General features: G+C 69.9%; 24 protein-coding genes and 2 pseudogenes. 24 read left to right on the top strand and 2 right to left on the bottom strand.

The window, feature by feature from the left end:
* Positions 1–2 precede the first annotated feature (2 nt).
* The 18 genes and pseudogenes from F0357_RS22475 to hypE all read left to right on the top strand — a co-directional run bounded on the left by F0357_RS22475 (position 3) and on the right by hypE (position 18,475).
* Positions 3–1,010, top strand: a complete 1,008-nt coding sequence (locus F0357_RS22475) for an NADH-quinone oxidoreductase subunit B family protein (protein ID WP_153490450.1) — start codon at positions 3–5, stop codon at positions 1,008–1,010.
* The gene (locus tag F0357_RS22470; RefSeq protein ID WP_153490448.1) at positions 1,007–2,476 is read left to right on the top strand and encodes a nickel-dependent hydrogenase large subunit; all 1,470 of its coding nucleotides are present in this window, start codon (positions 1,007–1,009) and stop codon (positions 2,474–2,476) included. Before F0357_RS22475 ends, F0357_RS22470 begins: the two co-directional genes overlap by 4 nt.
* 8 nt (positions 2,477–2,484) lie before the next feature.
* A complete protein-coding gene (gene hypF, locus F0357_RS22465) occupies positions 2,485–4,785 on the top strand; it encodes a carbamoyltransferase HypF (protein ID WP_153490446.1) in 2,301 nt (766 codons plus the stop codon).
* A 179-nt stretch (positions 4,786–4,964) separates the two neighbouring features.
* Positions 4,965–6,089 carry a hydrogenase small subunit gene (locus F0357_RS22460; protein ID WP_153490443.1) on the top strand — a complete coding sequence of 375 codons (1,125 nt, stop codon included), beginning with the start codon at positions 4,965–4,967 and terminating at the stop codon, positions 6,087–6,089.
* Positions 6,086–7,900: a nickel-dependent hydrogenase large subunit gene (locus tag F0357_RS22455; RefSeq protein WP_153490440.1), complete on the top strand. Its 1,815-nt coding sequence runs from the start codon at positions 6,086–6,088 to the stop codon at positions 7,898–7,900. Before F0357_RS22460 ends, F0357_RS22455 begins: the two co-directional genes overlap by 4 nt.
* A gap of 12 nt (positions 7,901–7,912) precedes the next feature.
* On the top strand, positions 7,913–8,662 hold the full coding sequence (gene cybH / locus F0357_RS22450; RefSeq protein ID WP_153490438.1) for a Ni/Fe-hydrogenase, b-type cytochrome subunit: 750 nt from the start codon (positions 7,913–7,915) through the stop codon (positions 8,660–8,662).
* Between the two features lie 298 nt (positions 8,663–8,960).
* On the top strand, positions 8,961–9,596 hold the full coding sequence (locus F0357_RS22445; protein WP_153490435.1) for a HyaD/HybD family hydrogenase maturation endopeptidase: 636 nt from the start codon (positions 8,961–8,963) through the stop codon (positions 9,594–9,596).
* A 5-nt stretch (positions 9,597–9,601) separates the two neighbouring features.
* A complete protein-coding gene (locus F0357_RS22440; protein ID WP_153491573.1) occupies positions 9,602–9,943 on the top strand; it encodes a HypC/HybG/HupF family hydrogenase formation chaperone in 342 nt (113 codons plus the stop codon).
* On the top strand, positions 9,940–10,401 hold the full coding sequence (locus F0357_RS22435) for a thioredoxin domain-containing protein (protein ID WP_153490433.1): 462 nt from the start codon (positions 9,940–9,942) through the stop codon (positions 10,399–10,401). Before F0357_RS22440 ends, F0357_RS22435 begins: the two co-directional genes overlap by 4 nt.
* Positions 10,402–10,410: 9 nt before the next feature.
* Positions 10,411–11,265, top strand: a complete 855-nt coding sequence (locus F0357_RS22430) for a hydrogenase expression/formation protein (protein ID WP_153490431.1) — start codon at positions 10,411–10,413, stop codon at positions 11,263–11,265.
* A 10-nt stretch (positions 11,266–11,275) separates the two neighbouring features.
* A complete protein-coding gene (locus F0357_RS22425; protein WP_153490429.1) occupies positions 11,276–12,073 on the top strand; it encodes a [NiFe]-hydrogenase assembly chaperone HybE in 798 nt (265 codons plus the stop codon).
* On the top strand, positions 12,070–13,068 hold the full coding sequence (locus F0357_RS25370) for a nickel-dependent hydrogenase large subunit (RefSeq protein WP_153490427.1): 999 nt from the start codon (positions 12,070–12,072) through the stop codon (positions 13,066–13,068). Before F0357_RS22425 ends, F0357_RS25370 begins: the two co-directional genes overlap by 4 nt.
* Positions 13,061–13,402: a hydrogenase maturation nickel metallochaperone HypA gene (hypA, locus tag F0357_RS22415; RefSeq protein ID WP_153490425.1), complete on the top strand. Its 342-nt coding sequence runs from the start codon at positions 13,061–13,063 to the stop codon at positions 13,400–13,402. Before F0357_RS25370 ends, hypA begins: the two co-directional genes overlap by 8 nt.
* Positions 13,402–14,375 (top strand): annotated as a pseudogene (gene hypB / locus F0357_RS22410) (hydrogenase nickel incorporation protein HypB). Before hypA ends, hypB begins: the two are co-directional and overlap by 1 nt.
* Positions 14,372–15,865 (top strand): sigma-54-dependent transcriptional regulator, encoded by a 1,494-nt coding sequence (locus F0357_RS22405; protein WP_312861789.1) that lies wholly within the window; start codon positions 14,372–14,374, stop codon positions 15,863–15,865. The pseudogene hypB and the gene F0357_RS22405 overlap by 4 nt, the downstream one beginning before the upstream one ends.
* A 52-nt stretch (positions 15,866–15,917) precedes the next feature.
* Positions 15,918–16,217, top strand: a complete 300-nt coding sequence (locus F0357_RS22400; protein ID WP_153490422.1) for a HypC/HybG/HupF family hydrogenase formation chaperone — start codon at positions 15,918–15,920, stop codon at positions 16,215–16,217.
* Between the two features lie 15 nt (positions 16,218–16,232).
* Positions 16,233–17,399, top strand: a complete 1,167-nt coding sequence (hypD, locus tag F0357_RS22395) for a hydrogenase formation protein HypD (RefSeq protein ID WP_153490419.1) — start codon at positions 16,233–16,235, stop codon at positions 17,397–17,399.
* Positions 17,396–18,475, top strand: a complete 1,080-nt coding sequence (gene hypE / locus F0357_RS22390; protein WP_153490409.1) for a hydrogenase expression/formation protein HypE — start codon at positions 17,396–17,398, stop codon at positions 18,473–18,475. The genes hypD and hypE overlap by 4 nt, the downstream gene beginning before the upstream one ends.
* A 13-nt stretch (positions 18,476–18,488) precedes the next feature.
* Here the strand turns inward: hypE and nikR are convergent, their stop codons facing one another.
* On the bottom strand, positions 18,489–18,962 hold the full coding sequence (nikR, locus tag F0357_RS22385; protein ID WP_153490397.1) for a nickel-responsive transcriptional regulator NikR: 474 nt from the start codon (positions 18,960–18,962) through the stop codon (positions 18,489–18,491).
* Between the two features lie 146 nt (positions 18,963–19,108).
* On the opposite strand from nikR, the gene F0357_RS22380 reads away from it, so the two are divergent.
* The 6 genes and pseudogenes from F0357_RS22380 to F0357_RS22360 all read left to right on the top strand — a co-directional run bounded on the left by F0357_RS22380 (position 19,109) and on the right by F0357_RS22360 (position 22,493).
* Positions 19,109–19,879 (top strand): DUF4198 domain-containing protein, encoded by a 771-nt coding sequence (locus F0357_RS22380; protein ID WP_153490392.1) that lies wholly within the window; start codon positions 19,109–19,111, stop codon positions 19,877–19,879.
* A gap of 3 nt (positions 19,880–19,882) precedes the next feature.
* Positions 19,883–20,497: a cobalt transporter CbiM gene (gene cbiM, locus F0357_RS22375; RefSeq protein WP_153490388.1), complete on the top strand. Its 615-nt coding sequence runs from the start codon at positions 19,883–19,885 to the stop codon at positions 20,495–20,497.
* Positions 20,494–20,757, top strand: a pseudogene (locus F0357_RS25670) (cobalamin biosynthesis protein CbiL); the annotation flags it as partial. The gene cbiM and the pseudogene F0357_RS25670, both read left to right, overlap by 4 nt.
* A 175-nt stretch (positions 20,758–20,932) precedes the next feature.
* Positions 20,933–21,085, top strand: coding sequence for an HI_1622 family ECF transport-associated protein (locus F0357_RS24790; protein WP_246161855.1), 153 nt, complete (start codon positions 20,933–20,935; stop codon positions 21,083–21,085).
* Positions 21,085–21,795 carry a cobalt ECF transporter T component CbiQ gene (gene cbiQ, locus F0357_RS22365; RefSeq protein WP_246161854.1) on the top strand — a complete coding sequence of 237 codons (711 nt, stop codon included), beginning with the start codon at positions 21,085–21,087 and terminating at the stop codon, positions 21,793–21,795. Before F0357_RS24790 ends, cbiQ begins: the two co-directional genes overlap by 1 nt.
* Positions 21,792–22,493 carry an energy-coupling factor ABC transporter ATP-binding protein gene (locus F0357_RS22360; protein WP_153490373.1) on the top strand — a complete coding sequence of 234 codons (702 nt, stop codon included), beginning with the start codon at positions 21,792–21,794 and terminating at the stop codon, positions 22,491–22,493. Before cbiQ ends, F0357_RS22360 begins: the two co-directional genes overlap by 4 nt.
* 41 nt (positions 22,494–22,534) lie before the next feature.
* Here the strand turns inward: F0357_RS22360 and F0357_RS22355 are convergent, their stop codons facing one another.
* On the bottom strand, positions 22,535–25,765 hold the full coding sequence (locus F0357_RS22355; protein ID WP_153490370.1) for an autotransporter outer membrane beta-barrel domain-containing protein: 3,231 nt from the start codon (positions 25,763–25,765) through the stop codon (positions 22,535–22,537).
* Positions 25,766–25,856 lie beyond the last annotated feature (91 nt).

The following is a 25,856-nucleotide window of genomic DNA, read 5'->3' as shown; positions in this document are numbered from 1 at the left end:
CCATGGCGGACGGCTTCAACATTCTCTGGGTCCAGTCCGGCGGCTGCGGCGGCTGCACCATGTCGCTCCTGTGCGCCGAGGCGCCGGACCTCGCGGCGACGCTGTCGAGCGCGGGCATCCGTATGCTCTGGCATCCGACGCTCTCCGAGGAGACCGGCGCCGAGGCGCTCGCGGTGTTCGATCGGATCCTCACCGGCGCGGTGCGGCTCGATGCGCTCTGCGTCGAAGGCGCAATGCTGCGCGGCCCGAACAATACCGGCCGCTTTCACATCCTCGCCGGGACCGGCGTCCCGACGATCGAATGGGTGCGCCGCCTCGCCGCTTGCGCCGAGCACGTCGTCGCCGTCGGCACCTGCGCGGCGTATGGCGGCGTCACGGCGGCCGGCGTGAACCCGACCGACGCCTGCGGTCTGCAATATGACGGCCGGCACGAGGGCGGCGCGCTCGGCGCGGCGTTCCGCTCCCGTTCGGGCCTGCCGGTCATCAACGTCGCCGGCTGCCCGACCCATCCGAACTGGATCACCGAGACGCTGATGCTGCTCGCCGCCGGCCTCTTGCGCGCCGAGGATCTCGACACCTACCGCCGGCCGCGATTCTATGCGGACCACCTCGTTCATCACGGCTGCCCGCGCAACGAATTTTACGAGTACAAGGCGAGCGCGGTGAAGCTCTCCGATCTCGGTTGCATGATGGAACATCTCGGCTGTGTCGGCACCCAGGCCCACGCCGACTGCAACACCCGGCTCTGGAACGGCGAAGGCTCCTGCACCCGCGGCGGCTACGCCTGCATCAACTGCACCGCGCCGGAATTCGAGGAGCCGGGCCACGCGTTCCTGGAGACCCCGAAGCTCGCCGGCATCCCGATCGGGCTGCCGACCGACATGCCGAAGGCGTGGTTCGTCGCCCTCTCCTCCCTCGCCAAGGCGGCGACGCCGGAGCGGCTCAGGCGCAATGCGGTGAGCGACCATGTCGTGACGCCGCCGGCGGTCAGAGACCCGCGCGGCCGATGAGAGCGGACGAGCCAGCAGCGGACGGCCCGACGCGCCTCGTCGTCGGCCCGTTCAATCGGGTCGAGGGCGATCTCGAAGTGCGTCTCGACGTCGCCGGCGGTCGGGTCGAGGGCGCGTTCGTGTCGTCGCCGCTTTTCCGCGGCTTCGAGCGCATCCTGGAGGGCCGCGATCCGCGGGACGCCTTGGTGATCGCGCCGCGCATCTGCGGCATCTGCTCGGTCTCGCAGTCACACGCGGCGGCTTTGGCGCTCGCGGGCGTCGAGGGCATCGTGCCGACGGCGAACGGCCGCACGGCGACGAACCTCCTCGTCGCGACCGAGAACGTCGCCGACCACCTCACCCATTTCCACGTCTTCTTCATGCCGGATTTCGCCCGCGCGCTCTATGCGGACCGGCCCTGGTTTTCGACGGCGGAGGCGCGCTTCAAGGCGGCTCAGGGCACGGCCGTGCGGGCGGCGCTCCAGGTGCGGGCGACCCTCCTCCACGTCATCGGCCTTCTCGGCGGCCGATGGCCGCATTCGCTGGCGATCCAGCCCGGCGGGGTCACGCGCGGGGCCGACGCGCGCGACCAGATGCGCCTCGTCGCGACCCTCGGCGCGGTGCGGCAGGGGCTGGAGGAACGCCTGTTTGGCGCCCCGCTCGAAGCGATTGCCGCCCTCTCGGATCCCGCGGATCTCGCCCGGCTGCGGCAGGGCACGAGCGATCTCGCCTTGTTCCTCGCGATCGCCGAGGACCTCGAACTCGCCGGTCTCGGCCGGGCCTATGACCGCTATCTGAGCTACGGCGCCTATCCGGGCGCGGACGGTCCGCTCTATGCGCGCGGCACCTTCGCCGGCGGCGTTCCGGGATCGCTCGACACGGCGCTGATCGCCGAAGACCACACCAATGCCCGCATGGAAGGCCGCGGGCGGGCGCACCATCCCTTCGATGGCTTCACCTTGCCCGACGCGGCGGACGAAGACGGCTATAGCTGGTGCAAGGCGCCTCGGCTCGGCGGCGCGCCCTACGAGACCGGCGCCGTGGCGCGCCAGATGGTGGACGGCCAGCCGCTCGTCCGCGCCCTCGTGGCGGCGGGAGGCGGCAGCGTGTTCGTCCGGGTCGTCGCGCGCCTCGTCGAGACGGCCCGTACCCTGATCGCCATGGAGCAGTGGGTCCGCGCGCTGGAGCCGGGCGCGCCCTGGTGCGCGCAAGGGACGATGCCGCGGGAGGGCCGTGCGGCGGGCCTGACGGAGGCGGCACGCGGCGCCCTCGGCCACTGGTTGCGGGTCGTGGATGGCCGCATCGCCTCCTACCAGATCATCGCGCCCACGACCTGGAACTTCTCGCCGCGCGACCAAGCCGGCGTGCCCGGCCCGCTCGAAGCGGCGCTGGTCGGTGCGCCCGTGCGTCAGGGCGAGACGACGCCGGTCAGCGTCCAGCACATCGTGCGGTCGTTCGATCCGTGCATGGTCTGCACAGTGCACTGAGCGCGATCATGCCGGCCGAACCGGACCACGCCGCAGAGATCGAGGTTCGTGGGCTCGTCCAGGGCGTCGGGTTTCGGCCGTTCGTCTGGCGGCTCGCCCAGCGGCTCGGGATCGCCGGCGCGGTGTCGAACCGTGGCGACCGCGTCGTCATCGCGGCCCGGGCGCCGCTTGCGATTCTCGACCGGTTCGCGACGGCGCTCGTGGCGGAAGCCCCGCCCCTCGCCCGCATCGAGACGATCGATCGCCGGGTCGTGCCGCCGTTCCCGGCCGACGGTTTCGTGATTGCAGCGAGCGCGCCGGGGGCGGTGGCGCCGGGCATTGTTCCCGATGTCGCGACCTGCCCCGCCTGCCTCGCCGAGATCCGCGATCCTGCCGCGCGGCGCCATGCGTACGCCTTCACGAATTGCACCGAGTGCGGGCCGCGCTTCTCGATCGTCGAGGCCCTGCCCTACGACCGTATCAACACGACGATGCGCGCCTTCGGCCTCTGCCCGGAATGCTGCGCCGAGTACGAAGACCCCGCCGACCGCCGCTTCCATGCCCAGCCGATCGCATGTCCCACCTGTGGTCCCCGGCTGACGCTCGAGCACGAGGGACGCGTCGTCGACGGTGATCCCGTCGCCCACGCGGCTCGGCTGCTGCGATCCGGTGCCATCCTCGCCCTCAAGGGTATCGGCGGCTTCCACATCGCCTGCGATGCCGGCGGCGAGGCTGTGGTCGCCGAATTGCGGCGCCGCAAGCACCGGCCGACCAAGCCGCTCGCAGTGATGGTCCGCGACCGCGCCATGCTGGAGGCGCTGTGCGTCGTGGACGCGGACGAGGTGGCGGCTTTGGCGCATCCTTCCGCCCCGATCGTCCTCGTCCGCAGGCGCGAGAGGGCGCCGCTCGCCGCCTCGCTCGCGCCCGGTCAGGATCGGCTCGGGGTGATGCTGCCCTATACGCCGCTGCATCACCTGCTGCTCGCGGCCGTCGACCGGCCGCTGGTGATGACGAGCGCCAACCGCTCCGGCGAACCGCAGATCTTCGAGGACGCAGCGGTGCGGTCAGGGCTCGCCGGCATCGTGGGCGGCATCCTCGGCCATGATCGGCCGATCGCCCGGCGGCTCGACGACAGCGTCGCGCGCGTCGCCGGCGGCCGGCTCCGCATCCTGCGGCGGGGCCGCGGCCTCGCCCCGGCGCCACGCGCGCTGCCGCCGGGCTTTGCGGACGCGCCGCCCGTGCTCGCCCTCGGCGCGGAGCTCAAGAGTGCCATCTGCCTGACCGCCGGTGGGCGGGCGCTACTCTCTCACCATCTCGGCGATCTCGACGAGCCGGCGACCCAGGACGCCTTCGATTCGGCCCTCGCCGATTACGCGGCCCTGTTTGATCACCGTCCCGAAGCGATCGCTGTCGATCTCCATCCCGATTACCGCGCGAGCCGGATCGGCGCCGCACTCGCGGACGCGGGCGGGCTCCCGCTCGTCGCCGTCCAGCACCACCACGCCCACATCGCCGCCGCGATGGCGGAACACGGCTGGCCGGCGGACCGCGGACCCGTGATCGGCATCGCCCTCGACGGCACCGGGCTCGGCGACGACGGCACCGCCTGGGGCGCCGAGATCCTGCTCTGCGATTATCGCATCAGCCGGCGGCTCGCCCGCCTCGATCCCATTCCGCTCGCCGGCGGCGACACCGCGAGCCGCGAGCCCTGGCGCTGCCTGCTCGCCCATCTCGACGCCGCGCTTGCCCCCGAAGACATCCCCGCCGCGCGATTCGACGGTCTGCCGATCCCGACGATCCGGGCGATGATCGCCCGCGGCCTCAATTCGCCGCCCGCGAGTTCCGCCGGCCGCCTGTTCGATGCCATGGCGGCCTTGCTCGACCTCGCGCCGCGGCGCCAGACCTTCGAGGGCGAGGCGGCGATGGCCCTCGAAGCCGTCGCAGGCCGGGCGGACGCGGGGCTCACCCCCTACCCGTTCGCCGTACGGTTCGACGCCGATCCGATCGCGATCGATCCGGCGCCGATGTGGCGCGCGGCGGTCGCCGACCGCACCGGCGGCCGCGCGCCGGAGGAGATCGCCCGCCGCTTTCATCACGGCGTCGCCGACGTCTTCGCCGACCTCGCGATCCGGCTCGCTGCCTCTCACGGCGCGAAGGCGGTCGCGGCCTCCGGTGGCGTTCTCCAGAACGCGCTTCTCCTCGAGCGCCTTGCCGCGCGGCTCACCGAAGCGGGCCTCGAAGTCCTGCTCCCCGAGACCGTTCCGGCCAATGACGGCGGCCTCGCTTTCGGTCAGGCGGTGGTCGCCGCGGCGCGGCTCACGGGGCGGTAAGCGGCTTACCGGGTCGGGTGGAAAGCGGTTTTCCCCTTTCCGCGCCCGACCGGCTCGCTTCGGCTTAAGACATTGGAATTTCTATAAGAACAAGGACGGCACGGCGATTGCTGTTGATCCCCCACCGGGAACGCCTCGACGCGCGCCCGACGCGGCAAGCATATGGGAGGGATCGGCGCATGGCCGGGCTCGAGACATTCTACGAGGTGATGCGGCGCCAAGGCATCACCCGCCGTTCGTTCTTGAAATATTGTTCGCTGACCGCCGCCGCACTCGGCCTCAGCCCCGAATTCGTGCCCGAGATCGCCCACGCGATGGAGACGAAGCCGCGGACCCCGGTGCTGTGGCTCCACGGGCTCGAATGCACCTGCTGCTCGGAGAGCTTCATCCGCTCGGCGCATCCGCTCGTGAAGGATGTCGTCCTGAGCATGATCTCGCTCGATTACGACGACACCCTGATGGCCTCCGCCGGTCACCAGGCGGAAGCGATCCTCGACGAGGTGATGACCAAGTACAAAGGCAACTACATCCTGGCCGTCGAGGGCAACCCGCCGCTCAACGAAGACGGGATGTACTGCATCGTCGGGGGCAAGCCGTTCGTCGACCAGCTCAAGAAGGTCGCGACCGACGCCAAGGCGATCATCTCCTGGGGCTCGTGCGCCTCTCACGGCTGCGTCCAGGCGGCGCGGCCGAACCCGACCCGCGCGACGCCGGTCCACGAGGTCATCACCGACAAGCCGATCATCAAGGTGCCCGGCTGTCCGCCGATCGCCGAGGTGATGACCGGCGTCATCACCTACATGCTGACCTTCGACCGCATCCCCGATCTCGACCGGCAGGGCCGGCCGAAGATGTTCTATTCCCAGCGCATCCACGACAAATGCTATCGCCGCGGGCATTTCGATGCGGGCGAGTTCGTCGAGGCGTTCGACGACGAAGGCGCGCGCAAGGGCTACTGCCTCTACAAGATGGGTTGCAAGGGTCCGACCACCTACAACGCCTGCTCGACCACCCGCTGGAACGACGGCGTCTCCTTCCCGATCCAGTCCGGCCACGGCTGCATCGGCTGCTCGGAAGAGGGCTTCTGGGACAAGGGTTCCTGGTACGCCCGCCTGACCGACCTCAAGAACGAGGGCTTCGGGGTCGAGGCCAACGCCGACCAGATCGGCTTCGCCGCTGCCGGCGTGGTCGGCGGCGCGGTCGCGGTCCATGCCGCTGTGAGCGCCTTGAAGCGCGCCCGGCACCGCCGCGACGACCAAACCAACACCGCCGCGAACAACGGACATAAGGGAGAAGCGGCATGACGATCCAAACGCCGAACGGCTTCACGCTCGACACCTCGGGCAAACGCATCGTCGTCGATCCGGTCACCCGCATCGAAGGCCACATGCGCTGCGAGGTGAACGTCGATTCCGACAACGTCATCCGCAACGCCGTCTCGACCGGCACGATGTGGCGCGGCCTCGAAGTCATCCTCAAGGGCCGCGATCCGCGCGACGCCTGGGCCTTCGTCGAGCGCATCTGCGGCGTGTGCACGGGCTGCCACGCGCTGACCTCGGTGCGCGCCGTCGAAGACGCGCTCCAGATCAAGATCCCCAACAACGCCTTCCTGATCCGCGAGATCATGGCGAAGGTGCTGCAATGGCACGACCACGTCGTGCACTTCTATCACCTGCACGCCCTCGATTGGGTGAACCCGGTCAACGCGTTGAAGGCCGATCCGAAGGCGACCTCGACGCTCCAGCAGGCGATCTCCGACCACTCGAAATCGTCGCCGGGCTATTTCCGCGACGTCCAGACCCGGCTGAAAAAGTTCGTCGAGAGCGGGCAGCTCGGCCTGTTCAAGAACGGCTATTGGGACAATCCGGCCTATCTGCTGCCGCCGGAGGCCGACCTTCTCGCCGTCACGCATTATCTTGAGGCGCTCGATTTCCAGAAGGAGATCGTGAAGGTCCACACCATCTTCGGCGGCAAGAATCCGCATCCGAACTACATGGTCGGCGGCGTTCCCTGCGCCATCAACATGGACGGCGACATGGCGGCGGGTGCGCCGCTGAACATGGAGCGCCTCAACTTCGTGAAGCTGAAGCTTCAGGAGGCGTTCGAGTTCTCCAAGAACGTCTATGTGCCGGACGTGATCGCCATCGCGAGCTTCTACAAGGGCTGGCTCTATGGCGGCGGTCTCTCCGCCACCAACGTCATGGATTACGGCGATTACGCCGCCGTGCAGGGCAAGAAGTCGACCGACCGGCTGCCGGGCGGCGTCATCCTCGGCGGCAACTGGGAGGAGATCCATGAGATCGATCCCCGCGACCCGACCCAGGTCCAGGAGTTCGTCACCCATTCCTGGTACACCTACGGCGCCGGCAACAACGACAAGGGCCTGCACCCGTGGGACGGCGTGACCGACCCGCAATACGAGCTCGGCCCGGCCGCCAAGGGCACCCGCACCAACATCGAGGCGGTGGACGAGGCGGCCAAATATTCCTGGATCAAGGCGCCCCGCTGGAAGGGCAACGCTGTCGAGGTCGGCCCGCTCGCCCGCTACATCCTGGCCTATTCGCACGGCGTCCCGTACGTGAAGGGTCAGGTCGACGAGGCGCTCGGCCGCTTCAACGCCCTCGCCGGGACCCAGCTCACGGCGAAGCAGGCGCTGCCGACCACGATCGGCCGCACCCTCGCCCGCGCCCTTGAAGCGCATTATTGCGCGGCGATGATGCTCGACGACTTCGATGCGCTGATGGCCAACATCATCGCCGGCGACACCGCGACCGCCAACGTCGAAAAGTGGGATCCCTCGACCTGGCCGAAGGAGGCGAAGGGGGTCGGCACGGTGGCGGCGCCGCGCGGCGGCCTCGGCCACTGGATCAAGATCAAGGACGGCCGCATCGAGAATTATCAGTGCGTGGTGCCGACGACCTGGAACGGCGGCCCGCGCGACCCGAAGGGCAATATCGGCGCCTTCGAGGCCTCGCTGATGAACACCCCGATGCAGCGGCCCGAGGAGCCGGTGGAGATCCTGCGCACCCTCCACTCCTTCGACCCGTGCCTCGCCTGCTCGACCCACGTCATCTCGCCCGATGGGGAAGAGATGGCCCGTGTCACCGTGCGCTGAGAGGGAGCCGCCATGACGCGCGTTCTCCCCTCCTCTCTCGCGCCGGATGCCGGCCCCGCAGCCGAGACCGTCGAGGGCGCGCCTGCCAAGCGCCTCACGACCGTCTATGTCTACGAGGCGCCGGTGCGGCTCTGGCATTGGGTCAATGCCCTGGCGATCGTGACGCTCTGCGTCACCGGCTACCTGATCGGCTCGCCGTTCCCGACGCTCTCGGGCGAGGCGAGCGCCCATTTCCTGATGGGCACGATCCGCTTCATCCACTTCACGGCGGGCTACATCCTCGCGGTGGGCTTCCTCGGCCGCATCGCCTGGGCCTTCCTCGGCAACAGATATTCCCGGGAGCTCTTCACCTTCCCCATCTGGCGCAAGAGCTTCTGGCGCGGCCTCTTCATCGAGGTGCAGTGGTATGCGTTCCTGAAGCCGCGGCCGCTGAAGTTCGTCGGCCACAACCCGCTGGCGCAGACCTTCCTGTTCCTCGTGATGGTGCTCGGCCTCGCCTTCATGATCCTCACCGGCTTCGCCCTCTATTCCGAGGGCGCCGGCCGCGGAAGCTGGCAGGACCATCTGTTCGGCTGGGTGATCCCGCTCCTCGGCGGCTCGCTCCAGGTCCACACGCTGCATCACCTCGGCATGTGGATGATAATCCTGTTCGTGATCATCCACGTCTATTCGGTGATCCGCGAGGACATCATGTCCCGTCAGACCATGATCTCGGCCATCACCAACGGCTACCGCTCGTTCCGGGACGACGAGCCGGAATAGCGATCCCCTGGATTAGGCGCGCGCGGCCTCGGTCGCGCCCGCTCCATTTCGGAACGGCGCAGCGCGGCTTCGGCCGCGCTTTCTGTATTGGAAGCGCTCTTTCCATTTTGATGGGAGGCCGATCATCATATTTCCACCATCGGCTTCCGCATCTCCCGTCCGTCTGAATTTCATTTGCAATATCAAGGCCCTGCCGTCGGCCCCGCCGTGGCATGCAGCTTGTATTGAGAAGAACTCGAAAGAACGGCGCAGACCGTTCGCCTTGCGGGCGGGAAGCCCGTGGTCGGGAGGCGTGCCCATGGACGATCCTTGCGCTGCTGACGGCGATCGCATCCTCGTGCTCGGCATCGGCAACATCCTCTGGGCCGACGAAGGGTTCGGGGTCCGCGTCATCGAGGCGCTCGATTCCCGCTATGAACTGCCGGCCAACGTCACCGTGCTCGACGGTGGCACCCAGGGCCTCTACCTCCTGCCGCATCTCGAGGACGCCGACGGCGTCATCCTCGTCGACGCCATCGATTACGGCCTGCCCCCCGCGACGCTGAAGGTGCTGCGCGACGACGAAGTCCCCGCCGTGCTCGGCGCGCGCAAGGTCAGCCTGCATCAGACCGGTTTCCAGGAAGTGCTCGCGCTCCTGCACTTTCGCGGCTGCGCACCACGCCGGCTGCGGCTCGTCGGCATCCAGCCGGAGCGGCTCGACGATTATGGCGGCGGTCTGACCCCCGCCGTCGCGGACAAGCTGGAACCGGCGCTCGCGGCCGTCCTTGCGATCCTCGCGGACGATTTCGGCATCGCAGCGGTGCCGCGCACCTCGCACGACGGCTTCGCCGCCCCCGCTGTCTCCCGCGAAGTGTACGAGGGCGGGCGCCCCAGCCCCGAGGCCGCCTGCCGCGTCGGCGACGCCCGGGTGCTCGCCGGCTGGACGCAGGGGTGACCGGCATGTGTCTCGGCGTTCCCATGCGGATCGAACGGATCGACGGCTGGGTCGGCGAATGCCGGCGCGGCAACGAACGGCACCGGATCGACCTCTCGCTGCTGCCGGAGGCGCGCCCCGGCGATCACGTCCTCACCTTCCTCGGCGCCGGTCGCCGGCTGATCGATGCCGAGGAGGCCCGCCAGATCGACGACGCCCACGCTGCCGTCGCCGCCGTGATGCGGGGCGAGACGGGCTCGCTCGACGAAGCCTTCGCCGATCTCGTCGACCGCGAACCACCCTTACCGCCGCACCTCGCCGCCCAGCTCGAGACCGCGCGCGCCGCCCGAGAGGACCAGACATCATGAGCGATGCCGAAAGCGCCCCCTTGCCCGCCGCGACCCCGGCCTCCGACGGCCTTCATCCCCTGGTCGATCGCCTCGTCGCGGCCCACGGCTATCCCTATCTCGACGGCGAGAGCCTGCCGGACTGGAGCGCGGGCGTAAGGCTCGTTTTTCTCCCCGCCCACGGGCGCGCCCATGTCGAGACGCCGGACGTCGCCGTGGTGCTGCCCGAGCTCCAACGCGTCCTGCGCGCCGACGGCGGCGCGGTCGCCGGCCCGGCCTGCGAGCGGCGGCTGCGGGAGCAACTCGGCGGCATCGCCCTCCCCGCCATCGTCGTGGTCGGAGGCCGCGAGCCGGTCGGCTCGCTCTCCCGCATGCGGGATTGGGACGAGTTCATCGACCGTCTCGCGCCGCTCGTCGCGGCCGCGCGCGGCGACAGCCCGCCGGCCGCACCCACCCCGCTTTCCGCCGCCCTTTCGTGAGGCTCGCCGATGTCGTCTCTGCCCTATGCGACGGTTCCCCCGATCGGCTTCGGCCCTGGTTCTCAGCCCGAGGGTGAGGACGGGCTCGCCTATCTGCCGATGCCGTCCGGCATGCGGACCTACGAGCCGCATCTGCCGGAGATCGACGATCCGTCCCGCGCCCGCCCGGCGATCGAGACACTCGAAGCAGTTCACGCCGCGCTGCTCCAATGGCAGCCGGGCACCTCGGCTTTGATCCCCCTCGACGGTCTTGAGGCCGAGGCCCGCGCCCTCGTCGCGGAAACCCTCGGCGAAGGCGAGGTCTCGGTCCGGATCGAGGCGGGAAGCGAACGCATCGAGATCCAGGAAGCGACGCTCGCCGGGGTGTGGCGCATCCGGGGCGGCGACGGCGGCCGCTCTCGCGAGCGCATCGAGATCGCCGCCTTCCCCCGCGGCGCGCTCGTCCGGGCCTTCCCGTCCGATCAGGCGGCGGTGATCGATGTCGCCGCCTTCGCCCGGCCGGGCATCATCAACGCTCCGGCGGTGCTGGCCGAGATCGCCCACCGCAGCCGCACCCGCCAGCCGGGCGACGCGCCCCACGTCGTCAACCTCACCCTGCTGCCGCTCAGCCCCGAAGATATGGCGGCGATCGATGCCGTGCTCGGCCAGGGCCGCACGATCATCCTGTCGCGCGGCTACGGCAATTGTCGGATCGACGCGACGGGGATGCGCGAGGTCTGGCGGGTGCGCTACTTCAACTCCACGGATGCGCTGATCCTCGATACGATCGAGATCATCGACGTGCCGGCGGTCGCCTGCGCGGCGGCGGAAGACATCGCCGATTCCGCCGAGCGCCTCGCCGACATCCTCGAATCCGTGCGCTGAGGGACGGGCCATGACGATCCCTCGGTTCGAAGGCTCCTTTCTCGGCGACGTCTCGCGGCTCCCCGCGAACGCGAAGCTCGAATGCAAGATCTGCTGGCATGTCTATGATCCCGCAGAAGGATGCGATTATTGGCAGGTGCCCGCCGGCACCCCCTTCGCGCGCCTACCGGACCATTGGCGCTGCCCGCGCTGCGACGGCGCGCGCGACCAGTTCATGGTGATCGACGCCGCGGACGCGCCGGCTGCAATCCCCGTTCCGGCAGTGCCGGACCCGCTCGCGGCGCTCGCCGCCGAGGCCGCGCGCCGCTTCGAGGCCACCTTCCGCGAGATCCACGCCGGGCAGATGCGCGGCGTCCCGCTCGTCAACGAAACACTCGGCGTGCGAGCGATCGGCTTCCGGCCTTACGAAGGGCGGATCATCGGCGTCCTCGTCACGCCGTGGTTCATGAACATCGTGCTCGTGCCGGGGCCGGACGACAATTGGGCGAAGCTCGTGACCGGCAGCCGCGAAATCCTCGATTTCCCCTCCGGCGAATATGAGTTCCTGGGGGCGAACCGCACCGAGACGGGCCCCTACAAGGCCTGCTCGCTGTTCTCGCCGATGCTCGAATTCACCTCGATGCTGCAAGCCGAGGACACCGCCCGGGCGGCCCTCGCCGCTCTGTTCGATCCCGCCTTGCGCGACGACGAGGCGGACGGCGAAGCCGCGACCTCGGCCCCGCCGCAGACTGTCACGCCGCTCGCCGAGCCGAGCCGTCGGACGCTGATCTTCGGCGGGTCCGCGGCCGGCCGGGACGCACGGCCGTGACCCTCGCCGCGCTCGACATCACGTTCGATCCGTCGGACAGGGCAGAGCCTTGGCGCTTCGCGCCGGTGGCCGGGCCGGATCCGGCGCGTTGCGTGATCGGGCGTACCCCGGAGGAGGCCGAGCGTCTGCTCCCCCGCGTGTTCAACCTCTGCGGCGGCGCCCATGGCGCGGCGGCGGCCGCCGCCCTCGGGCGCGATGCCGGGCCGGACGCGGTCGCCGCGCGCCTGGCTGTGGCACGGCAGGAGCGCATCCGCGACCACGCCCTCGCCGTCCTGCACGACTGGCCGACCCTGTTCGGCCTGGAACCCGACAGGGCGGCGCTCGGGCGCATCGGCGGGGGCGCAGCCGACCGGCGCGCGCTCGCACAGCACCTCGCCAGCGGCGATCCCGATCTCGCGGCCGCCTCGGCCGCCGATCTCGACGCCTGGATCGACGAAGGCGCCTCTCCAGCCGCGCGCGTGCTGGCCCGCCTGCGGCAGGCAGCCGAGCCCCTAATCGGCCGTGCCGAACTCCCGAGCCCCACGCGCACCGACTTCGCCGCGGCTCTTCACGACGGCGCGCCGCCCATGCCGCGCGAGACGACTATCCTCGACGGGTGGCGGGAAGCTCCGCTCGTCGCCGCGTTGCTCGCCCGCGAGGGGGCGTCGCTCGTAACCCGCTTCGTCGCCCGTCTCCTCGATCTGCTTGCCGGTCTCATCGACGCACCCGATCCCGCGCCGGTCCCTGCCGCCTCGCCCGGCCTCGGCCGCGCGTGGGCCGCCCGCGGCCTGCTCGCCCATCAGGCGCGGGTCGAGAACGGCGTCGTGACGGCGTATCATGTGCTCTCGCCGAGCGCCTGGAACCTCGCCCCCGGCGGGCTTCTCACCCGCGTGCTCACCGCCTTGCCGATCGGACCCAACACGCCGATGCTGGCGCGGATCGCGATCGCGAGCGTCAACCCGTGCGTGCCGGTGCGGCTCAGGGTCGAGACGCCGGAGGGAGCCCTGCATGCATGAGATGGCGCTCTGCGAAAGCCTGCTCGACTCGCTCCGCGAGGCCGCGCGCACCCACGGCTTCAGCAAGGTCAGCACGGTACGGCTCTCCGTCGGCGCGTTCGCCGGCGTCGAGGTCGAGGCGCTGCGGTTCGGTTTCGATGTCGTGATGCGCGGCTCGCTCGCGGACGGCGCGGAACTGATCGTCCTCAACGAACCCGGCACCGCATGGTGCTTCGATTGCTCGGACACGGTGGCGCTCGCCGACCGCCTCGCCCCGTGCCCCCGCTGCGGCGGCGAGCGGTTGCGGCCGAACGGCGGAACCGACTTGCGCATCAAGGATCTGGAGGTGGTGTGATGTGTGTGACCTGCGGCTGCGGGACGGATCAGGTCTCGATCTCCGGCGCGGACGGCCGTCCGCGGGCGGACCACCATCACCACGATCACGGTCCCCACGGCGACCACGATCATCATGGTCACCACCACCACGACCACGACCACGATGGTCATGAGCACCATGCCCACGCCCACGACGGTCACCATCATGGCCACGACGGGCACGGTCACGATCATCACCATGATCATGATCACGGCCCGGCGTCCCGCGAGCAGCGGCTCGTCGAGCTCGAAGACCGCATCCTCGCCAAGAACGACGCCTATGCCGCCCGCAACCGCGCGGCGTTCACGGCGGGCGGCGTCTTCGCGGTGAACCTCCTCGCCGCCCCGGTGCCGGCAAGACGACCCTGCTCGTTGAAACCCTCAAAGCCCTCGGCGGCCGCGTGCCCGCCGCCGTCATCGAGGGCGACCAGCAGACTCAGAACGACGCCGACCGCATCCGCGCGACCGACACGCCCGCGGTCCAGATCAACACCGGCAAGGGCTGCCATCTCGATGCCCACATGGTGGGCCACGCCGTGGAAGACTTGCCGCTGCCCCCGGGCGGCCTCCTCTTCATCGAGAATGTGGGCAATCTCGTCTGCCCGGCCGCCTTCGATCTCGGCGAGACGCGCCGCGTGACTTTGATCTCCGTCACAGAAGGCGAAGACAAGCCCCTGAAATATCCAAACATCTTCGAGACGGCCGATCTCGTCGTCCTGACCAAGGTCGATCTCCTGCCCCATCTCGACGTCGACGTGGCGGCGATCGAGCGCAACATCGCCCGCATCAATCCGACGGCGCCGATCCTCCACGCCTCGAGCCGCGGCACGCCAGGCCTCGGGGCCTGGATCGCCTGGCTCGGCGAAGAGCGCCGCCGCCAGCTCGACGCGCTCGCGGCCGAATCCGAGAAGCGGGCGAAGGCGTTGCGGGCGAGCGCGGAGCTCGTGCCGTGAACGCTCCGGCCGGCACCCCGACCCCGACCCGTGCGGCCATCCTGGTGGTGGACGACGAGCCGCGCTCGGTCGAGGTGATCGCCCGGGTGCTCGGCGAGGATTTCGAGGTCCACACGGCGCTGAACGCCGCCGCCGCGTTGGCAATCCTGGAGACGGAGTGGATCCAGGCGATCTTCTGCGACCAGCGCATGCCCGAGCGCTCCGGCGTCGATCTCCTCACCGAAGTCCGCGCCCGCTGGCCGGACATCGTGCGCATCATCGTTACCGGCTACACCGACACCGACGACATGATCGGGGCGATCAACGAAGCCGGCATCCACCAGTTCATCACCAAGCCCTGGCATCCGGACCAATTGCTGCTCGCCGCGCAAGGGGCCGCCCGGCTCTACCAGCTCCAGCGTGACTATGACCGGCTCTCGCTCGAACTGAAACTCGCGGCGCCGACGGCTCAGGCGCGCGTGGTGGAACGCCGCGAGAAGGTCCGGGAGAATTTCCACTTTGATGCCCTGATCCGCAGCCCCGGCAGTGCCCTCAACGAGGTCTGCCGCCGCGCCGCCCAGGTCGCGACCTTCGATATCCCCGTGCTCATCCTCGGCGAGACCGGTACCGGCAAGGAGCTCCTGTCGCGCGCGATCCATTATTCGAGCCTGCGCGGCGAGCGGCCCTTTTTCGCCGTCAATTGCGGGGCGATCCCCGACGAGCTCCTCGAGTCCGAGCTGTTCGGCCACAAGAAGGGCTCGTTCACGGGCGCCCACACCAACCGGATCGGCCTCCTCGATCAGGCCGACGGCGGCACCGTGCTCCTCGACGAGATCGGCGACGTCTCCCCCGCCTTCCAGGTGAAGCTCTTGCGCTTCCTTCAGGAGGGCGAGATCCGCCCGGTCGGCTCGAACGACGTGAAGCGGGTCAATGTCCGCGTGCTGGCGGCCACCCACGCCGATCTCTCGGCCGCCGTGAAGGCAGGCCGCTTCCGCGAAGACCTGTACTACCGGCTCGCCGCGCTGACCCTGACGATGCCGCCCTTGCGTGAGCGGCGCGGCGACCTCAGGGCGCTCGCCCAGCACCTGCTCGACCGCCTGTCGACGACCCACGGCAAACGGGTCAAGGGCTTCACCGAGGAGGCCCTCGGCTGCATCGAAACCTATGACTGGCCTGGTAACGTCCGGGAATTGCAGAACGAAGTGACGCGGATGCTGGTCCTTGCCGGAACCGATCAGCTCGGCGCCGATCTGCTGTCGCCGCACGTCGTTCATGGCGCGGCGGCGGCGTCCGCGAAGGTCATGCCGCTCGAAGCGGCGATCCGCAATGCGGGGCCGCTGAAGGACCGCATCGAGCGGATGGAAGCCCTCATCCTGATGGAGACGCTGGTGCGCTGCCGCTGGAACAAGAGCCGGGCGGCCGAAGAGCTCGGCCTCTCCCGGGTCGGCCTGCGCGCCAAGCTCGAACGTTACGGCATCGCCCGCGACGCCGCGTTCGGGCGCAGCCACTGACGACGCGCCCCGCGTAGAGCGCACCAAGAAGAGCGCGAGAAGGAGAACACCCATGTGCCTCGGCATTCCCGGCCGCATCGTCGCGATCGTCGACGAGGCCGCCATGCTCGCGACGGTCGACGTCTCGGGCGTCCGCCGCACGGTGGACGTCGTCTGCGTCGCGGCGCCCGGCCATCCGCTCGCCGAACTCGTCGGCGCCTGGGTTCTCGTCCACGTCGGCTTCGCCATGAGCGTGATCGACGAGGAGGAGGCCGCCGCGACCCTGAAGGTGCTCGCCGAGATCGGCGAGGCGCAGGCGGAGATCGAGGCGATCCGAACCGGCAGCGTCGAGCTGCCGGCCGCGGCGTCGTAATCGGAGGGCGGTGCCATGCGCTATGTCGACGAATTCCGCGATCCCGCCCTCGCCGCCGCTTTGATCCGCGAGATCGAGGGCGTGGCGCACCGCCTGGAGCGCGGCCGCGACCGCCCGTTCGCGGTGATGGAGGTATGCGGCGGCCACACTCACGCGATCTTCCGCTACGGCCTCGAAGGCCTGCTGCCCGACATCATCGAGTTCGTGCACGGTCCCGGCTGCCCGGTCTGCGTTCTGCCGATGGGACGGGTCGACGATTGCGTCGCGATCGCAGAGCGGCCGGAGGTGATCTTCGCGACCTTCGGCGACGCCATCCGGGTCCCCGGCTCGCGCAAGAGTCTGCTCGCTGCCAAGGCGGACGGGGCGGATGTGCGCACGATCTATTCCCCGCTCGACGCGCTCGCCCTCGCCCGCCGCCATCCCGACCGCGAGGTCGTGTTCTTCGGTCTCGGCTTCGAGACCACGATGCCCTCGACCGCGCTCACCGTGCTGCGGGCCGAGCGCGAGGGCGTCACCAACTTCTCGGTCTTCTGCAACCACATCACCATCATCCCGACGCTGCGCGCCCTACTCGAAACCCAGGACCTCGGCATCGACGGCTTCATCGGCCCCGGCCACGTCTCGATGGTGATCGGCACCGAGCCCTATCGCTTCATCGCCGAGGAGTTCGGCAAGCCGCTCGTCGTCGCCGGCTTCGAACCGCTCGATCTCCTTCAGGCGCTGCTGATGGTGCTGCGCCAGATCGAGGGGGGCACCGCGCGGATCGAAAACCAATATGCCCGCGTCGTGCCCGACCGCGGCAACCCTCAGGCGATGGACGCCGTCGAGCGGGTGTTCGAGACGCGGCCCGTGTTCGAATGGCGCGGGCTCGGATCGATCGAGCGCTCGGGCGTGCGCCTGCGCGAGGCATTCGCCCGGTTCGACGCGGAGCGGCGTTTCGCGGTCCCCGAAATCAGCGTCGCCGATCCCGACGCCTGCCGCTGCGGCGAGGTGCTGACCGGCAAGGTGAAGCCGTGGGCCTGCCCGATGTTCGGCACCGCCTGCACGCCCGAGATGCCGCTCGGCGCCCTGATGGTCTCCTCCGAGGGCTCCTGCGCCGCCTATTATCAATATGGCGGCGTGCGGCAGCCGCATGCGGACGCGACACCTCACGCGCCGAAGAGCCTGGAGGCGACGGCATGAACGCACCTACCTCCGCCCCCCTTCGTGCTCCGCGTCGGGCCCTGCCGCAGACGATCACCCTCGCCCACGGCGGCGGCGGCACCGCGATGCGCGACCTCATCGAGGTGGTCTTCGTCTCGGCGTTCGCGACGACCCGTGATCAGGACGCGGCGGCGCCGCTCGAGGATCAGGCCCGCTTCGACCTCGCCGCCCTCGCGGCCTCGGGCGATCGCCTCGCCTTCACGACTGACAGCTTCGTAGTCGATCCGCTGTTCTTCCCAGGCGGCGACATCGGCAAGCTCGCGGTGTGCGGCACCATCAACGACATCGCGGTCGGAGGTGCTCGCCCCGTCGCGCTCTCCTGCGCGATGATCCTCGAGGAGGGGCTGCCGGTCGAGATTCTGCGCCGGGTCGCCGTGTCGATGGCCGAGACGGCGCGGGCGGCGGGCGTGCCGATCGTCACCGGCGACACCAAGGTCGTCGCCCGCGGCGCCTGCGACAAGCTCTTCATCACCACGACCGGCATCGGCGTCGTGCGCACCGGCATCGAGATCGGGATCGGCCGGGCGCGGCCGGGCGACGTGGTGCTCGTCAACGGGCTCCTCGGCGATCACGGCGCCGCCATCCTCGATGCCCGCGGCGATCTGCACCTCGACCACACCATCGAGAGCGATTGCGCGCCACTCCACGATCTTGTCGCGGTCCTCATCACGGCGGCGCCCGGCGTCCGCAGCCTGCGCGACGCGACCCGCGGCGGGGTCTCCGCCGTCCTCAACGAGCTCGCCGAGGCGAGCGGCGTCGGCGTCCGCATCCGCGAGCTCGACCTGCCGGTGCGCCCCGAGGTCCACGGCTTCTGCGAGATCCTCGGGCTCGATCCGCTCTATCTCGCCAACGAGGGCAAGCTCGTCGCCGTCGTGCCGGCCGATGAAGCGGCGGCGGCGCTCGCTGCGCTGCGCGCCCACCCGCTCGGGCGTGAGGCCGTGGCGATCGGCGAAGTCGTCGCGACGCGGCCGGGTCGGGTCGTGATGGAGACCCGCTTCGGGGGCGAACGCATCGTCGACATGCTGGTCGGCGATCAGCTTCCGCGCATCTGCTGAAGACGGCCCGGCCTCAGAAGCCGCTCTTCACCCGGAGATGGGTGTGGGCGTGCGCCGGGCCCTGGTTGTGGACGTGGTGGCTGGTGTCCTCGGCAATCGGGATGAGGCCCAGGCTGCCGTGCATGACGCCGCGCTCCAGAAACAGCGCCTCGGCATAGGCGGCGATGTCGCCGACCTGACCGCGCATCACCGTCACCTCGACTGAGGTGGTGTGGTCGAGCGGCACCGAGAGGGCGGAGATCGTCTGGTCGTGGCGGTCGAGGCGCCCTTGCGGCACGCGCTGCGCCAGATTGCGGACCGACTGATCGACCGCGCAGCTCACGACCGCGAAGCAGCCGGCATCTGCCGGCGCGCCCGGCCGGCCCGACAGGCCGCGCCGCACCAGATCGCGGATCGCCTCGGACCGGCTTGCAGCCCCCGTCGCTTCCATGTGGGCATCGAGCTCCGCGGCGAGGTCGTCGTCGATCGCGATGGTGATGCGCTGCATGGAAAGTCTCCGCCCGGGGCTCCTGGAAACTAGGTTATCACCTTGAAATCGGCAAGGAATTTCATGTTCTGAGCGGTCTTTCCGCTTGCTTCGAGTCCTCGTCGATCGTATGAATTTTCATATCATAATTCATACGGACCCCGCTCATGTCGGACAGGATTGCCGCCGCGCTCGGTCTCCTTCTCCTCGGCTTCGCGACGCCGGCGGCGGCGCACTTCCAGGAGATCATCCCTTCGGCCGACGTGCTGCCGGACGGCGGGACGGTCGATGTCGCCCTCGTCTTCACCCATCCGATGGAGCGCGGGCCGACGATGGACATGAAGAAGCCGGCCGCGGTCGGCGTCCTCTCCGGCGGCAAGCGCACCGATCTCACCACCCGGATCACCGAGAAGCCGGTCGACGGCAAGCAGGCGTGGTCCTTCACCTACGACCTCGCCGAGCCCGGCGCCGCGATCTTCTATGTCGAGCCGCAGCCTTATTGGGAGCCGGCCGAGAACAAGTACATCGTCCACTACGCCAAGGTGATCGTCGACGGCTACGCCTCCGGCGAAGGCTGGGACGCCCTCGTCGGCCTGCCGGTCGAGATCGAGCCGCTGACCCGCCCGACCGGGCTCTGGACCGGCAACGTCTTCACCGGCGTTGTGCTCAAGAACGGCAAGCCCGCACCCTTCACCGACATCGAAGTCGAGTTCATCAACGACGGCAGCGTGAAGCCGCCGAACGATGCCTTCGTCACGCAGGTCCTCAAGGCCGACGCGAACGGCACCTTCACCTACGCGATGCCGCGCGCGGGCTGGTGGGGCTTCGCCGCACTGACCCAGGGCGACAAGCCGATGACCTCGCCGCAGGGCAAGAGCGTCCCCGTCGAAGAGGGCGGGCTCATCTGGGTGAAGACGACCGATATGGGCGCGAAATAGGCCATGGCGCACATCCCGGACGGCATCCTCTCGCTACCCGTCTTGATCGGCGGGGGTCTCGTCGCCGCCAGCGGCGTCGCCCTGGGCCTGCGCCGCCTCGACGACCGCATCATTCCCCGCGCGGCGATCCTCGCCGCTGCCTTCTTCGCGGGCTCGCTGATCGCGGTTCCCGTCGGGCCGTCGAGCGTCCATCTCCTGCTCGCCGGACTGATGGGAATCATGCTCGGCCCGGCGACCTTCGTCGCGATCCTCGTCGCGCTTCTCTTGCAGGTGCTGCTGTTCGGCTTCGGCGGGCTGACGACGCTCGGAATCAACACCGTCAACATCGCGCTGCCCGGCGTGGTGTTCGGCATGGCTTTCGGCCCGGCGATCCGCGGCGCGACCCGGCCCGCGGTGCGGGCGGCGTTCGCCGCCGCCGTCGGCGGCCTCTCTGTGCTCGGCACCGGCGGCCTCGTCGCCCTCTCGCTGTGGCTCTCCTCGACAGAGTACACCCCGGTCGCGAGCGTGGTGATCGCGACCTATCTGCCGCTGGCGATCGGCGAGGCGTTCGTGACGGCGGCGATCGTCGCCTTCCTCGCTCGGGTGCGGCCGGAGTCCCTCGCGGTCGCCGCCCGATGATGCGCGCGGTGATCCTCCTCCTCGCCCTCTTCGCGGCCATCACGCCGGCCGCGGCGCATAAGCTGAAGGTGTTCGCCACCGTCGAGGGCGACGCGGTCACAGGCTACGCCTTCTTCGTCGGCGGCGGGCGGGCGCAACAGGTGTCCTGGGTGGCCAAAGGCGCGGACGGTCGGGCGATCGCCAACGGCGCGACCGACGACGACGGACGCTTCAATTTCGCGGTTCCGCCCCCGCCCGTGCCGGACATCACCATCACCGTCGATACCCACGAGGGGCACATCGCCTCGGCGACCCTGCCGGCCGCTCGCTTCGACGGCGCGGCGCCCCTCCCCCGCCGCGGCAGCGCCCGCTGCCCCCCAGGGACCGAGCCCAACTGCCTCCACGGCCTCTCTCGCGCCCCCACCCGGCCTGACGCCTCAGCAGACGGCGGCCTTGGTGGACGCGGCGGTTCAGCGGCAGATCGAGCCCTTGATGGAGCAGATCGAGGCGATGGATTCCCGCCTGCGTTTCACCGACGTGATCTCCGGCCTCTTCCTCATTCTCGGGCTCGCGGGCATGGGGCTCTGGGCGAACGGCCGGCGCAAATGATGGGGCCGAGCGACCTCCGCCTCAGGATCGTCGCTGTCTTCGCGGTCATCGTGTGCCTGTCCGCGCTCCAATCGCCCCTCGTCGCGGCGCTTGCGCTCGTTGCCGTCCTCGCCGCCGCTGGGTTCTCCGGGCCCAAGGCGCTGCCTTGGCACAGGCTCCTGCATCTCGAAGCCTTTCTTATCCTCCTCTTCGCCACTCTTCCCTTCACCGTCGCCGGCCATCCGCTCTTCACGCTCGGGCCGCTGACGGCAACCCACGAGGGCGTGCGGCGCGCCGTGCTGATCCTCTGCAAGGTCTCCGCCTCGGCTTTGATCCTCGTGCTCCTCGTCGGCGACGTCGAACCCGCGCGGCTCGGCGCCGCGCTCCGCAGCCTTCGCGTGCCCGAACGCATCGTGCGGCTGTTCGTCATGACGGTGCGCTATCTCGGGCTCCTCCGCGACGAGGCGCGCCGTCTGCACGAAGCGATGCGCGCCCGCGGCTTTCGTGCCGGCTCGAACCGCCACACCTGGCGCGCCTACGGCAATCTGATCGGCATGCTCCTCGTCCGCGCGCTCGACCGGGCCGAGCGGGTTGAGGAGGCCATGCGCTGCCGCGGCTACGACGGCCACTTCCCGAACCTCGCGACGCCGCGGCCTACACGGCGGGACTGGACCGGCTTCGCCATGCTGCTGGGCTTCGGCCTCCTCGTCACCGGGATCGATCGGCTATGAGCGCGCCCATCGTCCTCGACCGCGTCAGCGTCCGCCGCGACGATGCGGCCGTGCTGCGGGACGTCACGTTCGCCCTCGGGGTGGGAGAGCGGCTCGCGATCGTCGGCCCGAACGGCGCCGGCAAGACGACGCTGTTGCGCACCATCGTCGGGCTCGAGCGCGCGTCGGCGGGCGATGTGCGCCTGTTCGGCGCCCCCTGCCGCACCGAGCGAGACTTCCGACCGCTCCGGCCCCGCATCGGCTTCCTGTTCCAGGACAGCGACGACCAGCTCTTCTGCCCGACCGTGATCGAGGACGTCGCCTTCGGCCCCCGCAACACGGGCTGCAGCGACGCGCAAGCGCTTCAAGCCGCGACGGACGCGCTCGGCGCGCTCGGCATCGGCCATCTCGCCGACCGGATCAGTCACCGACTTTCGGGGGGCGAGAAGCGCCTCGTCTGCCTCGCCGGCCTGCTCGCCATGAAACCCGACGTTTTGATGCTCGACGAGCCGACCAACGGCGTCGATGCCGAGAACGGCCGCCGCCTGCGCGCGGCGCTGAAGGCGTTTCCCGGCGCCATGATCCTGGTGTCCCACGACGACGGCTTCGTCGCCGAGCTCGCGACCCGCGCGATGACGATCGAGGACGGCACGCTGCACCCCGCCGAGATCCACGTCCATCCACACCTGCACAGCCACGCCCACGTCCACCGGACGTGAGGGCATCGCACGTGATCGCGTCGAGGCTCGGCGCGGATGCCTCAGAAGCGAATGTTCAAGGCGCCGCGGAACGCGTTGGTCTCGATCCCGCTCGCGAACTGCCCGTCATAAGAGAGGCTCGCGTCGACATTGCGCGAGAAGGCGTAGGAAATCCCGCCGCCGACGATCGCGCTGTCGCGGGCGATCGGCACACCCCAGGTCGCGAAACCGCTGCCGCTCGCCCCCGTAAACGCCATCGAAGCCTGTCCGTCGACGTCGCCGTAGGCATGCTGCCAGCCGAGATTGAGGTAGGGGGCGAGGTGCGCGCCGTTCGCAAGCTCGAACGCCATGGCCGCCCGCGCCCCGAGGGTCGAATAGACCGTGTTCTGGGACTCGACCGAGCCCGTCAGCGCTGCGCTCGAACCGCTCTCGGTGAAATCGCCGCCGGAATAATTGACGTAAGCGAGGTCGGCGAACGGGGCGAGCATCGGCTTGCCGCCGAGGGCGGTCGGCAGATCGATGCGATAGGAGGCTTCGCCGAAGACCTGCGTCGTGCCGGAGGTGTAGTCCGCATTCGCCGTGCCGTTGTAGAACGGGAACGCGATCGTGCGGTTCACCGCGTTGTCGTGCCATGTATAGGTCGCCGCCGCGACGAGATCGAGCGCCCCGAACTTGGCCCCGCCATAGAGGCCGACGTCGTAATTGTCGGTGTCGACACCGGACGCGCGGGCATCGACGTCGATGGTCGAGCGGCTGTAGCCCGCGACCAAGCCGACGCGGTAGCTCTCCGCCACCCTGGCATCGACGCCCGTGAAGAAGCCGGCGATCGTGCTCGACGCGCTCGCGGCGTTGCCGTCCCCTGCCGTCTGGCCCCAACCGCCGAAGCCCTGAGTCCAGAGTGTGGCGTCGTAGCCGGCGGCGAGCGCGGCTGTCTGCGGCCCCGCCGATGCCGTCTCGTCGGTGGTCACGCTTTGTGCGGCGAGCCCCTGGCGCACGCGGCCCTGAACCGCATCGCGGAGATAGATCGCCTCCTGCTGGAGGATCGTGGCGGTCGTCGCATAGACCTCGCCGGAGGTCGCGTCGAACGCCGCCTGTGCCTGGCTCGCCGAAAGCTGGAGCACGGCATTGTAAAGGTCGGAGGTCGATTGCCCGGCGCGCGCCGCCTCGATCGCCGCGGCGACGGCGGCCTGGTTGGGCGTCACGGCGATGCTTGGGAACGACGTGTCGTTGCGCGCGATGGCGACGGACAGGCTGTCCGGACCGTAGACGACGTCCGTGTCGAGAAAGACCGAGCTGAAGTTCGTCGTCACGCTGCCGAACCGGCCGTCGATCCCTCCCGTCGCCGTCAGAAGCGTGTAGGTCATGCCCGGCAGATAGATCCCTTGCGCCGCGTTGATTGCGAGCGTCGACCCGCCGATCTGCGCGCTGCCCCCGACGGCGAGCAGGTCGCTCTGGCCGGTCGACACGATATCGGCGGCATAGGTCGCGCCGGGCGCGAGGGCGAGATCGCCGGTGATGGTCAACGTTCCGGGCGAATGGCCCGGCGCGACCTTTCCGCCGGGCGCGACGTCGAGGCTCGCGAGCACGCCGTTGCCGCCGATCGTACCGCCGTTTCCGACGAGGACCGCGGAGTTCGCAAGGCTGCCGTCGACATAGAGAACGCCGCCGGCGACGACGGTCTCGCCGCTATAGGTCTGATCGCCGCCAAGGCTCTGGCTACCGCCGGTGACGAGGAGCTTACCGGTGCCTTCGATCGTGCCGGAGAAGGTGCCGGCACCGTTGGTGATGGCGAGCGTCTCGGTGCCGAGCGCAACCGTGCCGCTTCCTGCAAGGCTCGTAATCGCAGTGCCGGCATTGGCCGCGGAAATGTCCAGAACCGCACCGCCGGCAATCGTCACGCCGCTCGAACGGGCAATGCTGGCGGCCCCGATCAGCGCGAGCGTCCCGTTGTTGATCTGGGTGGCCCCGGTGTAGGCATTGACCGCACTCAGCGTCAGCGTTCCCGCGCCGTTCTTGACGAGCGGACCGTCGCCAACAAGCGGGCCCGACATCACGAGCGTCGAAGGCCCGACGGTTTCGATCACGGCGCCGGCACGAAGATCGACGCCGCCGATGACCGCGTTCGACCCGACACCGGCGTTGGCGAGGCTCTCCGACACCAATGTGCCGTCGAGGATCACTGGGCCGGACGAGGTGTTGGCTCCGGTCAGATCGAGAGTACCGTTTCGCTCGACCCGCACGATTCCGGCCAATCCGATGCCCGATTCGAGCGCGAGCACGCCCTCCTTCACCTTCCATTCGGGGGTCGCCGTCGTGGAGCCGTCGAGGGTCCAGACCGAGGCGCCGGTTTTCTCGACCACCCCGAACCCGGCGAACTGGCTGCCGGTATTGAGGGAACCGAGCGCGAAACTCGCGCTGCCCGGTCCGCCGAGACGCAGAACGTCGTTGGCGCCCGCCCCGGTCACCGCGCCGACGATGCTCGCGCCCGGCTGCAGTTCCAGGACGTTGGCCCCACCGGTGAAGGCGATCGCCGCCGAGCGAACGGAGCCGTCCCAGGTGAGGCCGCCGCTGACGACCGCCGTCGAGGTCAGGACGAGCGTCAGGTTCTGACCGGCGATGCCGACGCCGCCGGCGCCGTCCGCTCCGGGCGTGCCGCCCGGCGGGACGGGTGCCCCCGATCCGCCTTCGCCACCGGTGCCGCCCTGTATCGTCGTGCGGACGACGGCGACGACACCATCCGTCGCCGTGAACGCCAACCCGATGCCACCCGTGCCGCCGGCACCGCCGTAGCCGGTGCCGCCCCAATTGCCATAGCCGCCGTTGCCGCCCGTTCCGCCAACGATGCTGTAGCCGAGATCGTAGGCTCGGCCGGTCAACACGGCACCATAGCCACCGGCCCCGCCGCCGCCGCCGTTGCTGCCGCCGTCGCTCCCGCCATAACCGCCGTTGCCGCCGCGCACCGCTCCTGTCGGCGCCGCGGCGCCCACATAGCCGTGGCCGCCGCCACCACCCCCCCCGGCCCCGCCTCCGTTGCCGAAACCGCCATTGCCGCCCGTGCCACCGCCTGCGGCGCCGCCGGCTCCGAACGTCGCGTAGCCGTTGGCGCCCGTCGCACCGCTGCCACCGGTGACGCCCGCACCACCGCCGCCGCCGGCGCCCTGGCTCCCGGTTCCGACGGCGCCCGCCGTGCCGACACCGGTTAGGCTGTCGCCGCCGCCCGCGCCGCCGCTGGAGCCCTCCCCGCCGCCCGCCCCGCCAGCCGCATGGGCAAGCGGCGTACCGATCGGGCACAAAAGGCATCCGGTCGCGACGGAAGCGAGGAGGATCCGGCGGACGCGACGCGGCGCGGCGGAGAAAGGTCTCGTCTTCAAAGTCACGGTCGCA

This window comes from Segnochrobactrum spirostomi, assembly GCF_009600605.1.
Lineage (GTDB): Bacteria > Pseudomonadota > Alphaproteobacteria > Rhizobiales > Segnochrobactraceae > Segnochrobactrum > Segnochrobactrum spirostomi.
Note: the sequence above shows the minus strand (reverse complement) of the source record. Positions and strands in the feature narration are given on the sequence as shown.